The 13,439-nt window shown below is 63.2% G+C and carries 13 protein-coding genes; 5 read left to right on the top strand and 8 right to left on the bottom strand.

What is annotated here, in order from left to right:
* The first annotated feature begins 2 nt into the window (after positions 1-2).
* From KVU_RS04855 to KVU_RS04845, 3 genes are read left to right on the top strand one after another with little or no spacing between them, the layout of a single operon-like run.
* Positions 3-1,436: a M81 family metallopeptidase gene (locus tag KVU_RS04855; protein WP_013384219.1), complete on the top strand. Its 1,434-nt coding sequence runs from the start codon at positions 3-5 to the stop codon at positions 1,434-1,436.
* 19 nt (positions 1,437-1,455) lie between these two features.
* Positions 1,456-3,285, top strand: a complete 1,830-nt coding sequence (locus KVU_RS04850; RefSeq protein WP_014537707.1) for an ABC transporter ATP-binding protein — start codon at positions 1,456-1,458, stop codon at positions 3,283-3,285.
* Positions 3,285-4,283 carry a Gfo/Idh/MocA family protein gene (locus KVU_RS04845; RefSeq protein ID WP_013384217.1) on the top strand — a complete coding sequence of 333 codons (999 nt, stop codon included), beginning with the start codon at positions 3,285-3,287 and terminating at the stop codon, positions 4,281-4,283. Before KVU_RS04850 ends, KVU_RS04845 begins: the two co-directional genes overlap by 1 nt.
* On the opposite strand, the gene KVU_RS04840 is transcribed toward KVU_RS04845, so the two are convergent.
* The 4 genes from KVU_RS04840 to KVU_RS04825 form a co-directional block, all read right to left on the bottom strand.
* Positions 4,280-4,684, bottom strand: coding sequence for a DUF1284 domain-containing protein (locus tag KVU_RS04840; RefSeq protein ID WP_014537706.1), 405 nt, complete (start codon positions 4,682-4,684; stop codon positions 4,280-4,282). The genes KVU_RS04845 and KVU_RS04840 overlap by 4 nt on opposite strands.
* Entirely contained in the window at positions 4,681-5,223 is a 543-nt protein-coding gene (locus tag KVU_RS04835) for a biotin transporter BioY (protein ID WP_014537705.1), read from the bottom strand. Before KVU_RS04835 ends, KVU_RS04840 begins: the two co-directional genes overlap by 4 nt.
* A 101-nt stretch (positions 5,224-5,324) precedes the next feature.
* Entirely contained in the window at positions 5,325-5,951 is a 627-nt protein-coding gene (locus KVU_RS04830) for a GntR family transcriptional regulator (protein ID WP_013384215.1), read from the bottom strand.
* 17 nt (positions 5,952-5,968) lie between these two features.
* Entirely contained in the window at positions 5,969-6,463 is a 495-nt protein-coding gene (locus tag KVU_RS04825) for an Lrp/AsnC family transcriptional regulator (protein ID WP_013384214.1), read from the bottom strand.
* Between the two features lie 126 nt (positions 6,464-6,589).
* On the opposite strand from KVU_RS04825, the gene KVU_RS04820 reads away from it, so the two are divergent.
* A complete protein-coding gene (locus tag KVU_RS04820; protein ID WP_013384213.1) occupies positions 6,590-7,528 on the top strand; it encodes a DMT family transporter in 939 nt (312 codons plus the stop codon).
* Here KVU_RS04820 and KVU_RS04815 read toward each other — a convergent pair.
* The 4 genes from KVU_RS04815 to KVU_RS04800 all read right to left on the bottom strand — a co-directional run bounded on the left by KVU_RS04815 (position 7,525) and on the right by KVU_RS04800 (position 12,595).
* Positions 7,525-8,397: a heme/hemin ABC transporter substrate-binding protein gene (locus tag KVU_RS04815; RefSeq protein WP_013384212.1), complete on the bottom strand. Its 873-nt coding sequence runs from the start codon at positions 8,395-8,397 to the stop codon at positions 7,525-7,527. The two genes, KVU_RS04820 and KVU_RS04815, sit on opposite strands and share 4 nt — an antisense overlap.
* Before the next feature lie 3 nt (positions 8,398-8,400).
* The gene (locus KVU_RS04810) at positions 8,401-9,474 is read right to left on the bottom strand and encodes a siderophore-interacting protein (RefSeq protein ID WP_014537704.1); all 1,074 of its coding nucleotides are present in this window, start codon (positions 9,472-9,474) and stop codon (positions 8,401-8,403) included.
* A gap of 47 nt (positions 9,475-9,521) precedes the next feature.
* On the bottom strand, positions 9,522-11,549 hold the full coding sequence (locus tag KVU_RS04805; RefSeq protein WP_013384209.1) for a TonB-dependent hemoglobin/transferrin/lactoferrin family receptor: 2,028 nt from the start codon (positions 11,547-11,549) through the stop codon (positions 9,522-9,524).
* A gap of 146 nt (positions 11,550-11,695) precedes the next feature.
* On the bottom strand, positions 11,696-12,595 hold the full coding sequence (locus KVU_RS04800; protein ID WP_013384208.1) for a LysR family transcriptional regulator: 900 nt from the start codon (positions 12,593-12,595) through the stop codon (positions 11,696-11,698).
* A 74-nt stretch (positions 12,596-12,669) separates the two neighbouring features.
* Between KVU_RS04800 and KVU_RS04795 the strand changes: the two genes are divergently transcribed.
* Complete coding sequence (locus tag KVU_RS04795; protein WP_014537703.1) at positions 12,670-13,380, top strand: SDR family oxidoreductase; 711 nt, start codon at positions 12,670-12,672, stop codon at positions 13,378-13,380.
* The last annotated feature ends 59 nt before the right edge of the window (positions 13,381-13,439 follow it).

Here is a 13,439-nt window from a genome sequence, read left to right as displayed (position 1 = left end):
AAATGCGCATCGTTTTCGGTGGCATTCATATCGAGTGCAGCACCTACAACCCCGTCCTGTCTCGGGACGAAAACTTTCGGGTGCAGCGCGGCCAAGAAATGCTGGACGCACCCTATTTCGCGTTCCTGAAAGAGTATGACGCCGAATTCGTGCCGACCTTCCACGCGCGCTGCATCCCCGGCGGCCCGGTGGAACGCGCGACTTACGAGGGCTATAAGGCCGAGCTGCTGGCCGGCATCAAAGCTGCGCTGCCCGTCGACGGCGTCTATCTGGCCATGCATGGCGCGATGTTCGTCGAAGGCATGGAAGATGCCGAAGGCGACTGGATCTCGTCCGTGCGCGATCTGGTTGGCCCCGATATTCCGATCTCGGCCAGCTATGACCTGCATGGCAACCTCAGCCAGCGCATCATCGACCAGTTGGACATGTATTCGACCTATCGCACCGCGCCGCATATCGACGTGACCGAGACGATGCAGCGTTCCGTCTCGATGCTGGTGCGCGCGCTGGAAACGGGCGAGCGTCCGCATGTCATCTGGGCGCCGATCCCCGTCGTGCTGCCGGGCGAGCGCACCTCGACCGTCGATCAGCCTGCCGCTGGCCTTTACGCCATGCTGCCGGGCCTTGACGCGCCAGAAGGCATCTGGGATGCCTCGCTGAACGTGGGATACGTTTGGGCCGACGAGCCGCGCGCAACCGCCGCTGCCATTATGACCGGCACCGACCGCGCCGCGCTAGAAGCGGCTGCAACCCAGATGGCACAGGCCTATTGGGACGCCCGCGATGACTTTGCATTCGGCCCCGAGACCGGCACGATTGAAAGCTGCGTCGCAACCGCCATCGCGGCGACAAGCCAGCCTGCCGTGCTGGCCGAGTCGGGCGACAACCCCACCGGCGGCGGCGTCGGCGATCGCGCCGAACTGCTGGCCGAGCTGGTCAAGCAGGGCGCGACTGGCGTGATTTTCGCAGGCATCGCCGACCGTCCCGCGACGGATGCGGCCTATGCGGCAGGCGTGGGCGCGACGCTGGAGCTGACTGTTGGCGGTTGGCTGGACAATAGCTCGGACAGCTTTACCGGCACGTTCGAGGTAATTTTCATCGCTGAAACCGACGTCGCTTTCGACCGTCAGGCCGTGCTGCGTATCGGCGGTATTGATCTGGTGGTGACCGCACGTCGCCGTCCGTTCCACAATATCGTTGACTTCACCTCGCTGGGCCTTGACCCTCATGGGGCAAAGATCATCGCGGTGAAATCGGGCTATCTCTCGCCCGAGCTTGCGCCCATCGCGAACCCCAGCCTGATGGTTTTGTCCTCGGGCGCCGTTGACCAATTTATCGAGCGTCTGACGAATACCCGTCGTTCGCGCCCGATCTATCCTTTCGACAAGGGCTTTGACTTCAGCCCGCGCGCGATCCCTTCGGCCCGCGCCGAATAAGCCAGAAAGTAGCTAAACCATGACCGAACCCGTTCTTTCGATCAAAAACCTGACCACCTCGTTCCTTGTGGATGGGGAATGGAAATCCGTGGTGCGCAATATCTCGCTGGATGTGATGCCGGGCGAGACTGTTGCCATCGTGGGCGAAAGTGGGTCGGGCAAAAGCGTGACCTCGCTTTCGGTCATGGGGCTGCTGCCCAAATCCTCGTCACGTGTCACCGGCTCGATCCGCCTGAATGGGCAAGAGCTGGTCGGCATGGACGAGGTCGCCCTGCGCCGCCTGCGCGGCGGCGAGATGGCGATGATCTTTCAAGAGCCGATGACCTCGCTGAACCCGGTCTTTCCGATCGGTCGCCAGATCTCCGAGGCGCTGACCACCCATATGAACCTGACCGCCGCCGAGGCGCGCGCCGAGACGATCCGGCTGCTGGAAAAGGTGCGTATTCCCAATGCGGCCTCGCGTCTGTCGGCCTTCCCGCACCAGTTCTCGGGCGGGATGCGCCAGCGCGTGATGATCGCCATGGCGCTCGCGTGCAAGCCCAAGCTGCTGATCGCGGACGAGCCGACCACCGCGCTGGATGTGACCATTCAGGGCCAGATCCTCGACCTGATCAAAACGCTGCAAGAAGAAGAGGGCATGTCCGTCCTGTTCATCACCCATGATATGGGCGTTGTGGCCGAGGTTGCCGACCGCACCGTGGTGATGTTCCGCGGTGATGCGGTCGAAACCGGCCCGACCGATCAGATTTTTGCCGAGCAAAAGCACCCCTATACCCGCGCCCTGTTGGCCGCCGTGCCGCGCATGGGTGCGATGGACGGGCAGGCGGTGCCGCTGCGTTTTGGCATCGTCGATAAGGAAACCGGCGTTGCGGGCGCTGAAATCCCGCTGGCCGCGCCCGTGGATACCAACACGCCTGTGCTGCAAGTGCGCAACCTTGTGACCCGTTTCGACATCACCGGCGGCTGGCTGGGTCAAAAGACCGGCGCCGTTCATGCGGTGGAAGATGTCTCGTTCGACCTGTTCAAGGGCGAGACTTTGTCGCTGGTGGGCGAATCCGGTTGCGGCAAATCGACGATTGGCCGCTCGATCATGCGCCTGACCGAGGCGCAATCGGGCGAGGTTCTGGTCGGCGGCAAGGATGCGCGCAAAATGCCGCGCACCGAGCTGAACAGCCTGCGCCGCGAGATCCAGATGATCTTTCAAGATCCCTTTGCCAGCCTGAACCCGCGCATGACCATTGCCGAGGCTTTGGCCGAGCCTTTCATCGTCCACAAGCTGGGCAGCAGGTCGGATGCCAAGGAAAAGGCCGCCGCCTTGATGCAGCAAGTGGGCCTGTCGCCCGATATGTTGCGCCGCTATCCGCATGAATTCTCGGGCGGGCAGCGCCAGCGCATCTCGATCGCGCGGGCGCTGGTGCTCGAGCCAAAGGTGATTATCGCGGATGAAAGCGTCTCGGCGCTGGACGTGTCGGTCAAAGCGCAGGTGGTGAACCTGCTGCTGGATCTGCAGGACCGCCTCGGCCTGTCCTATCTGTTCATCAGCCACGATATGGCTGTGGTCGAGCGTGTCAGCCACCGCGTCGCCGTCATGTATCTGGGCGAGATTGTCGAGATCGGCCCGCGCGCCTCGCTGTTCGCGAACCCGCAGCACCCCTATACGCGCAAGCTGATGTCGGCGGTGCCGGTGCCCGATCCCGCGCGTCGCCTGATCCGGCGTGCGATCTCGAACGACGAGATCAAAAGCCCGATCCGTCCCGTTGGCTATCAGCCGCCCACGCGGGAATACCGCGAAGTGGCTCCCGGCCATCTGGTGCGCATTGACGATCAAACCGCTGAGGTTGCAGCCTGATGCCCATCCGGGTGGTGGTTGTCGGACTGGGTCTGATGGGGCGCGCGCATCTGCGCGCCTATCAGGACGATCCGGCCTATGATGTCGCGGGTATCGTGACCCGCAGCGCACCGCCGCCCGATCTGGCTGACCTGCCGCATTGGACAGATTTGGATCAAGCGTTGCTGGACGCCGCGCCTGATCTGGTGTCGATCTGCACCTATACCGATACCCATGTCGATTACGCGCTGAAATCCATCGCGGCGGGGGCGGATGTTTTCGTCGAAAAGCCGCTGGCGACCACCGCGACCGAGGCCGCCCGCGTTATAGACGCCGCCCGCGCAGCGGGGCGCAAGCTGGTCATCGGCCATATCTTGCAACACCACGCCCATTGGCAGCGCTTTGTGCATGACGCGCGCGAAATGGGCGGGCCATTCGTGTTCCGCATCAGCCTCAATCAGCCGTCCGAGGGCGATCTGTGGCGCAAGCATCAGGCGCTGATGCAGACGACCTCGCCTATTTTGGACGCGGGCGTGCATTACGTGGATATCATGTGCCAGATCACCGATGCCGCCCCGGTCGAAGTGCGCGGCATGGGGCTGCGGCTGGCGGATCACCTGCCGGATGGCATGTATAATTACAGCCATATCCAGATTACATTCGCCGATGGCTCGGTCGGTTGGCACGAGGCGGGCTGGGGGCCGATGTTCTCGGATATCGCGAAATATGCGCGCGATGTGGTCGGGCCAAATGGCGCGGTGTCGCTGGAAGATGGCGGCGTGCTGACCCGCCGCAGCGCCGCGCTGGACGCGGGCGGCGCGCGATTGTCGCCCGATCAGGTGACCCTTATGCCCCCTATCGACCACGCTGCCATGTGCGCGGCGCAAGCCGCTTTCCTTGCCCGCGCGATCACCGAGGATTTTGATCTCTCGGCGCATCAGCGCAGCGTATTGATGGCGCTGCGGATCTGCATCGCGGCGGATGAAAGTATTCGGTGCGGCGCGCCGGTGCGGCTTTAAAGCACCGCTTGCTTGTAGCCGTCCGCGCCGATGCCGGTGCAAAGCTGTGCCCAATCACATGCGGCGCAGGCTGTGCGGATGGTGTGCTGCGCGAAAGCCGCCCGCAGCACTGTGATACGCGCAGGCGTCAGCGTGAGTTCCACGCCCACTTCAATCGGCAGACCCAATAACACGCTCGCATCCCGCGCCGCCGCCGCATCACGCGCCGCGATACTGCCCTCCAGACAATGACCCATATAGGGTGCGCAGATGTCATCAGGGCCATCCGTGATGCGCAAAGCCTCGCCGCCCGCCAGCCGCCCGGCGATCACGGCCATATTGGCCGTGAAAGCGGGGGTATAGCCTTTGCCGACAAAGGTCAGCAGGCACAGCAAATGATGCGGCCGGATCAGAACTGTCACTTGCGCGCCAACAGCCCAAGGCAAGCGGCACCCAGCGCCGATTTCAGCACGCCGCCGATGATGAACGGCAGCACACCGCCGGTGACTGCAGCAGATACGCCGATCATCAGCGACAGCCAGGCCGCGCCGACCACCAGACAGACGGCATTCCCCAGCAGCATGGCGGCAAAGGCCAGCAGAGCCCGCTGACCATTCCAGCCGCGCGCGACAAGCCAGCCGACCAGCGCCGCTGCCAGCGGAAAGGCGATGAGATAGCCCGCCGTTGGCCCCGCGAAATGCAACAGCCCCGCCGCGCCGCCCGCCAGCACCGGCAGACCCATCGCACCCTGCACCAGCCACGCCGCCACTGTCGCCGCGCCAAGGCGCGCCCCATACAGCGCGCCGATCAGCGTCACGGCAAAGGTCTGCATCGTGATCGGCACCGGGAACATCGGCACCTCGATATACGACGAGAGTGCCAGCAGCAGGCTGCCCCCGATGACAGCCAGCATTTTGCGCGCCGCGTTTTCGTGGATGAAGGGCAGGGTATATGTCGTCATATTGCACCTATTTGTAGATAATTTTATCTGATCGATAGGCGATCTACGCATCGCATCCTAGATTCGACAAGCGATAATGATAAATTATCTATAATTATAGATTATTTAGCCGGACGCTTACCGCTCCATAGAATATGACGGGCCAGCTTTGTGACCGCCGCATCCACATCTTTGGCACGCAGCGCGGCAAGGATGGCGCGGTGGTCGCGGTCGGTGGGGGTCTCCCATTCCGCGCGCCAGCCCGAGAATAGAAACCGCGCGCTGGTCGCCTGTAAATCGTCAATCGCGCGCAGCAGACGCGGCATTTTGCACGGCGCAAGGATCAGCGTATGGAACAGCCGGTTCTGTTCTTCCCAGGCTTGCACATCGGGGGCGTGATCCCCGGCGCGTGTCGCATCTTCCGCAGCATTTAGAATGCTTTGCGTCAAATGCGGCGCGGCATGGCGCAGCGCCAAAGCCTCGAGCGAGGCGCGCATTTCGGCAACCTCCCGCACCTCGGCGGGCGAGAATCCGGCGACCCGCACACCGCGGCGCGGCAGGCTTTGCACGAGGCCCTGCGCCTCTAGGCGGCGAAAGGCCTCGCGCACCGGGACGTGGCTTGCGCCGAATTCGGCGGCGATATGATCCTGGCGCAGGGGCGTGCCCGCCGCAATCTGGCCCGAGATGATCCGTTCGGCCAAAGCCTGCGAGATCCGAAGGGCGAGGGGTTCTGATTTAGCTGTGCTCATATTTTATAGATAATTCATTATCCGGCGCGACGCAAATGCCCTGTCGGCAAGGCCGTGGTATATTTGACCTGATCCAGCGCAAAGCTGGACCGGATGTTCAGCACCACCGGGATCAGTGTCAGGCATTCCAGCATCAACTCCTGATAGCGCAGCAGATCCTCGACCACGACGCGCAGCAGGAAATCCGCCTCGCCGGTCATCAGATAGCACTCCATCACCTCGGGGCGGCGGGCGATGGCATCGGTGAACACCTTCAGCGAGTCCTTGTCCTGCTGTTTCAACGTCACATGCACAAAGACGTTCACCGCCAACCCCAGCGCCAGCGGATCGACCAGCGTCACCGCCCCGCGAATGACGCCGCGCTCGCGCATATCGGCGACGCGCCGCCAGCAGGGCGAGGCGGAGAGGCCGACTTTCTCAGCCAGTTCGGCATTGCTGAGTTCGCTATCGGTTTGCAACAGATCGAGGATTCTTAGACTGGCCTCATCCAGCATGTCGCGAATGTTAGGCAAAACTCACCTCATGAAAAAATAATCTGGGTAAACTTATCCGATAATCTAGGAAACAACAGCGGTAATAGGCCGGAAATTCCGCCGACGATCGGTCAAACTGTCCAGTAAGAATAAGGGCAGTTTTACATGAGCGATACGCATCACACCCCATCCTTGGCATCGGCACGCGCGCCGCTGTTGGATCAGCGCGCGAAAACCGTGCTGTGGCTGCTGGCCATGGTGATGCTGTGGGGCCTCAGCTGGCCTGCGACGCAAGTGGCGCTGCTCAGCGTGCCGCCCGTGTGGTTGGCGGCGCTTCGCTTTGGCTCGGCCGGCATCTGTCTGTTCATCTTTGTCGCCCTGCGCGGCGAGCTGCGCCTGCCGCCCAAGGCAGACTGGCCTATCGTGATCAGCATCGGGTTTTTGCAGATGATGGCCTTTACCGGCATGGGCATGATCGCGATGACCACGACCGAGACCAGCCATTCCGTCCTGCTGGCCTATACGACGCCACTGTGGTCGGTGGTGATGGCATTCCTGCTGTTCCGCCAGGCGCCTACACATGCGCAATTTGGCGCGCTGGCCGTCGGCCTTGTCGGCGTCGGCCTGATCGTCTCGCCACTGGAAATGGACTGGAGCCAGCCGGGCGTGCTGCGCGGTGCGCTGCTGCTGATTGGTGGCGCGGTGTCATGGTCGGTCGTCATCTTGCATGTGCGCCGCCACCGCTGGCAGTCCAGCCCGCTGCAATTGGCACCTTGGCAAATGCTGCTGGCAACCGTGCCGCTGGCCAGCATCGCATTCCTGACCGAAGGCGCACCGGTTGGGATTAACTTTACCCCGGAACTCATTCAATTGCTGGTGTTTATCGGCCCGATTGCAACATCTGCCTGCTTTGTGATTTCTGCCGAACAGGGCCGCCGGATCACGCCCTTTGCCATGGCGAATTTCACGCTGGGCGTGCCGCTGGTGGGGATTACGGCCTCGGTCATCTTGCTGGGCAACCAGCTATCGCCGGTGTTTCTGACCGGCCTTGCACTAGTGACCTTGGGCATGGGCCTGGCGGCGCGGGCGGCACGAGGGCGCTAGGCCCCGTGCAACACGTCCGCCACGCGGCGGATCTGGCCTGCGGTGCGCGGGCCAAAACCGATCATCAGATTGTCCTCTAGCACGATCAGCGCACCATTGCGCGCGGCGGTGGTGGCCTGAAACGCAGGCAGGGCAAAGACATCCTGCGCGCGGGGCCCGCCATGGTCATCGGGCATCAAGATCACATAGGCGGGATCGCGTTCCAAAATCAGCTCGGGCGAGGCCTGCAGATAGCCATCGTGATCGGCAAAGATGTTCAGCGCCCCTGCCGCCCGCATAATCTCGCCCGCGGCGGTGTTGCGGCCGGCGGCGCTATAGCGCAAGAGGCCGTGGAAAAAGGCGGTGCGTGGCCGCGCCTCCAGTGGGATATCGGCGCTCAGCGCCTCGGCCGCCGTGTAATCTGCTGCGATCGCGGCGGATAGCGCCTCGCCTTCGGCCACGCGGTCCAGCGCGGCGGCGATAATCTCGACCTTGCGCAAAATCCCCGCCAGCGAGAAATCGCGCGGCACGGTGACAAAGGGGATGAACTGGCCCTGCAACAGTGCGACCACGTCAATCGGGCCGATATCCTCGGCGGCGATGATCAGATCGGCGCTGACGGACATGACCCCCTCGGGCGAGAGCGCGCGCCGCTGGCCCAGCGACGGCAATGCGGCAAGCGCGGCGGGATAGCGCGAGCTTTCATCCCGCGCCACCACGCGATCACCTGCGCCCAGGGCAAAGATGATCTCGCTGATATCGGGGCCAAGGCTGATGATCGTCCCAGCGCCGCGCGGGATCACGGGCTGACCGCCCGCGTCCAGCACCTCGGCGCGCGCCGCAAAGGGCAGCAGGCAAGCGCCGATGGTGAAATTTCGACGTGAAATCATGGGTTAACCTGCCATATGTCCCGATGCGCCGCGCCGCCAATAGGCCGCAACCAGCGTCGCATCGCGCCCAAGGCCCAAGCTGCCGCGCCAGTATTCGCGGATGCGTGTGGCATATTCCGCCTCGGCCGCGAACCAGCCAAAGGCATTACCGGCGGGGAAAGGCGTCGCCATCACCTTTGCTGCGAGCAGATCGCCCGCAGGCGCGCCCTCGCGATAGATCCAATGCAAGGTGATGCCGGTGCGGTTGGCAATCGGCTGCACCTCGGCTTCGCTCGCCACCTCGATAAAGGCGTCGCCGGTGACATGGGATGGCAGCGTTTCGAGCAGCCGCGCAATCGCAGGCAGGCCGGTCTCGTCTGCGCCCAGCAGATAGTGTTCCGCAGCGGCTTTCAGCGGACGGCCGACCGGGCCGATCATGCCGACCTCATCACCGGGTTGCACAGAACGCGCCCAATCCGCGCCGGGGCCATCGGTGTCATGCAGCAGCAGGTCGATATCGACCCAACCGGCATCAGCGTCCAACTGGCGGATCGTATAGACACGCGGGGCAGGCTTGCGCGCCTCGTCCAACCACAGGGGTAGGCCATCGGGGCCAGCCACCGGCCAGACCGGATCGGGCACCGCCGCTGTCGGCAGTTGCAGACGGACATGCATCGCGCCAAAGGCGGCGAAACGGTCCAGATCCTCGCCCGACAGGCGCACGCGCTGCATATGAGGCGTGATGCGCTGGGTGCTGTCCACCCGCATCAGACGAAAGCTTTCCAGCCGCGCATCGCCCGCAAGGCTACCCTGCCAGACGACGGTGGGCGGGTTCGGGCGGGCATAGACGCGCAGGGCCGTCGCCATCAGGTCTTTCAGCCGCGCAAGGCCCGCCGGATCTGGTGCGCCGCCTTCCAGCAGCATATCGCTGTCGGTCCAGCCCAGTTGCAGCCAGCCAAAGGGATAGGACAGGCGGAAGCTACCCGCGCGGTCGTGCTCCACCACCGCCTGATAGCTGCGTAGCCGGTCGCGGATTTGCGGTATAATCGCCGCCGGATCATCGCGCAGCACCTGCGCATGACAATGAAGATCGCTCATGACATCATCCTAAAAGGCGGCGAGCCCGCTGGGGCTCGCCGTTTTCATCAACCGCCAAGGCGTTTGGTAAAGGCGATACGAACGGTGCGACCGCGACCCTGTTCGATATCCGTGGTCGTCGCCCAGCCCGATTGCGGGTCGGTGTAGGCCTTGTCGAACAGGTTATCGACGCCGAAATCGACGCGCCAGTCATTCGGGGCCTGATAGCTGGCAAACAGGTTCACCAGATCAACGGCCGGATAGTCAAAGCTGCCGGTCGACAGCACGCGCGTCACATCGCCAAGGTATTGGTATTCCACACCATATTCCAAACGATCATCCATCGCACGCAGGCCGAGGCGCGCGGTCACGCTATCCAGCGGCGTGTTCGACAGCGTGGCGCCAGTATCATCCAGCGTCGCATCGACAAAGGCACCGGCGAGGTTGAAATAGCCTGCGCCAAAATCATACGAACCCTCGATCTCGAACCCTTCAAGGGTGGCATTGCCGACGTTCACATGCGTGGTCGCGCCGCTGGCGGCGCGGGCGGTCTCGATATAATCCTGCACATCGGTGTGGAAGGCGGTGACCTTGGCCGTCAGCAGATCGCCCGTGCTGAACAGGCTGGCGAATTCCATATTCGCGCCGATTTCCCAGCTTTTCGCAATCTCGGGCCGCAGGGTCAGGTTCGGCTCGTATCCCGCACCATGCGCGCCATTGCGGCGGAAAGTTTCCTGCAAATGGGGCGAGCGGTAGCCTTCGGAATAGGTCGCAAAGACCTGCATCCCTTGCATAATATCATAGCCGACCGAGACGCGCGGCGACCAGCGGTTGCCCGACAGGCTTGCGGGTTCGGAGGCGGCGGTGGGCGTGGCTTTTGTCATGCCTTCCAGACTGTAGTGGTCGTAACGCAGCGCGCCAATCAGCTCCCACGCACCATGACGGCCTTGCCACTGCCCAAAGACGCCGCCGATCTCCTGCTCGCCGCCGCCAAAGTGATCGGCATCGGACGAGGCCTCGATCCGCGCGAAATCGCCGCCCAGCACCACGGTCTGATCCCAGCCGCCCGCATTGATGCGCGCAGTGTTTTGAAAGCTGAGGCCGGTCGTTGCCACATCGTAGTAGCGGCTGTTGCCGATCGAGGCGGTGGGCCAGACCTGCGATTGATCGTTGTCATTGCTGGCGTGATAGGCGCGGATCGTAAAGTCGATCAGATCGCTATCCAACGGATCGTAGCCATAGGACAGGGTATAAGTGTCGCTATAGGTCTCGGTCTCGTATCGGCTGAGGGTCGAGGACATCGAACCGCTAGAGCCCGAGATCACATCATCGGTAATCTGGCGCATAAAGCTGAATTTCAGCTCGTGCCCCTCGGCGGGCCGCCATGTCGCCTTGCCGAAACCGGATTGGATTTCCTCGCCCGTCCAGCGCACCAGATCGCCGTTACCATCGCGATATTCATCGCTATTGCGGTAGGATAGCGATGAAATCACGTCGAAATTCTGCCCAAAGCGCATGGCGCCCGTGGCGGTGGTCGAGAATCCCTCGCCATTGCTGCCATAGCGCAGGCGCTGGCTATAGGCCCAGGTCTCATCCGCCGCCAGCATGTCGCTGGCATCACGCGTCTCGAACGCCACAACGCCGCCGATCCCGCCCGAGCCATAGGTATTCGACGCCGGGCCGCGCACCACAGTCACCTGTTTCAACAGGTCAGGGTCCAGATAGAACGAGCCCGAGCCATGCCCGACGCGCCAGAAATCCTGCCGCGCGCCATCCACCGTGACGACCACGCGCCCCATCTGCTGCATCCCGCGCAGATTCACCGCAACCGAGGCGTCATCCCCGCTGGCCGTCGCGCCAACACCGGGCACGCGGCGCAGCACATCCGCGACCGAAGCCGCCTGCTGGCGCTCGAGGTCTTCAGAGGTGACGGCGCTGACACCGGTCAGCGATTGCAGGGCGGTTTGTTCGGTGCGCAGATCGCTAATCACGATTGTACCGAGTGAGGTCGTGGTGTCTTGGGCGAGCGCAGGCACCGTCAGCGCACAAAGCGCGACAGCACCGCGCAGCATGCCGCGCATTGAAATAATATGCATTATCATAGCCTTATGAATCGAACTGCCCGCAAAAGCAGAAGATGGAAGGGATGTTGGGGATTTGGCGGGCAGGCGACAGGCCGACTTGCTGCGCGCATCCTTGCGCTATCGCCGCCTAAGTCAAGCGCAACTGCGCAAATATTAAGCTATGTTGCCGCAAAGCTGCGCGCTTTGGCAACAGCGCTCACCGCGTCAATCACCACACGCAGACGCGGCAATATTGCGCTTTGTGTGGGCCACAGCGCATAGATAGGCAGATCGCCGGTCAGCGCCTCGGGCAATACTGCGACCACTTGGCGCGCGGCCAAGGCATCGCGCATCAGCCATGCGGGCACCATCCCAATACCATGCCCCGCCATGATCGCCGCGCGGGTCAACAAGCTGCCGTCAAGATGCAATGGTCCCGCAGGCAGCAGGGTTTCGACGTGATCTTGTGCGCTGAACTGCCACGGCATGCCCTGCGGCATCGCAATCAGCCGGTGCGCCCCCAGATCGGCCAGCCTGCGCGGCACCCCGCGCGCCGCGACATAATCCGCGCTGGCGCAGAGCATGACGCGCTGCGTCCCAATCCGCCGGGCCGTGATACCTGCCAGCGGCGGCGGCGCTCCGATCCGCACCGCAAAATCAATTCCCGCCCCAATCAGATCATTGCGCTGGGTCGAGGTGTCGATCTGCAACTGCAACAGCGGCCAGTCATCGGTCAAGGAAAACAAAGCGGGCGCAATGACTTCGGCCCCAAACAGAGGCGGCAGACTGATGCGCAAAAGGCCCGCAGGCGTGCTGTGAAGGGCGCGCAACATACCTTCGGTCCGGTCAATCTCTGCCCGGGCTTGGCGGCAAGTCTCGGCATAGATCGCGCCCTCGTCTGTCAGGGCCAGACGGCGCGTGCTGCGCGCAAACAGCGTCACCCCCAGCCGCGCCTCTAATCGCGCGATCGCCTTGGCAACGGCCGAGGGTGACAGGTGCAGCCGCGTCGCGGCGCCTGCAAAACGCCCCGCATCGCAGACCGCCAGAAAGATACCGATATCATCGCCAGGCGTATGCATTCGTGAACCACAGGCATGAAAAAGGTGAAAACATGTCGTTATGACCGCCTGACATTCACATTTAAACCGGAGCAATGGAACAGATAAAAACCTATGCCATCATTGGCGGCTCATCGGGCATCGGCTTTGCCACGGCCCAGCAACTGATCGCGCGGGGCGACCGCGTCTATATCGGCGGGCGCGATCCGGCGCGATTGCAAGGCGCGCTGGATCGGCTTGGACCGCGGGCAATGGGGCAGGTGGTCGATACCGGCGATCGCGCAGCCTTGGCCGATTTCTTTGCCGCCGCGCCGCAGCTCGTCGGCCTTTTCACCCCAGCCGCCAGCTATCAAACCGGCGCCTTTCGAGACGGCGATCCGGCTAGCAGCGAGGGGCTGTTTGCCGCGAAATTCTGGGGACAATATTGGGCGACTCTGGCGGCGCTGCCCGCGCTGCGCGAGGGTGCCGCGGTGGTTCTGATGTCGGGCGCCGCCTCGGCCCGGCCCATTGGCGCGCCCGCCTATGCTGCCTGCAACGCCGCGCTCGAGGGGCTGGCCCGCGGTCTTGCGATCGAGCTGGCGCCGCTGCGCGTCAACTGCCTCTCACCCGGCACTACCGATAGCGATCTGTGGCGTAACCGTGCGGAAGATATCAGAAATTCGGCCTATACGGCCTGGGCCGGCATGACGGTTCAGGGCCGTCCCGCGACGGTTCAGGAACAGGCCCATGCCGCGATTTTCCTGCTGGACAACACGCATATGACCGGCAGCACCCTCTATTGCGATGGGGGCTATACACTGCGCTAAGCTTGCGAGCCGCGACAATTTGCGCCATCAACCCGCAAACAGCCGCGGGCAAGGACGTG

The organism is Ketogulonicigenium vulgare WSH-001 (genome assembly GCF_000223375.1).
Lineage (GTDB): Bacteria > Pseudomonadota > Alphaproteobacteria > Rhodobacterales > Rhodobacteraceae > Ketogulonicigenium > Ketogulonicigenium vulgare.
The sequence above is the reverse complement of the archived record's forward strand: the minus strand, read 5'-3'. Positions and strand labels throughout refer to the sequence as shown.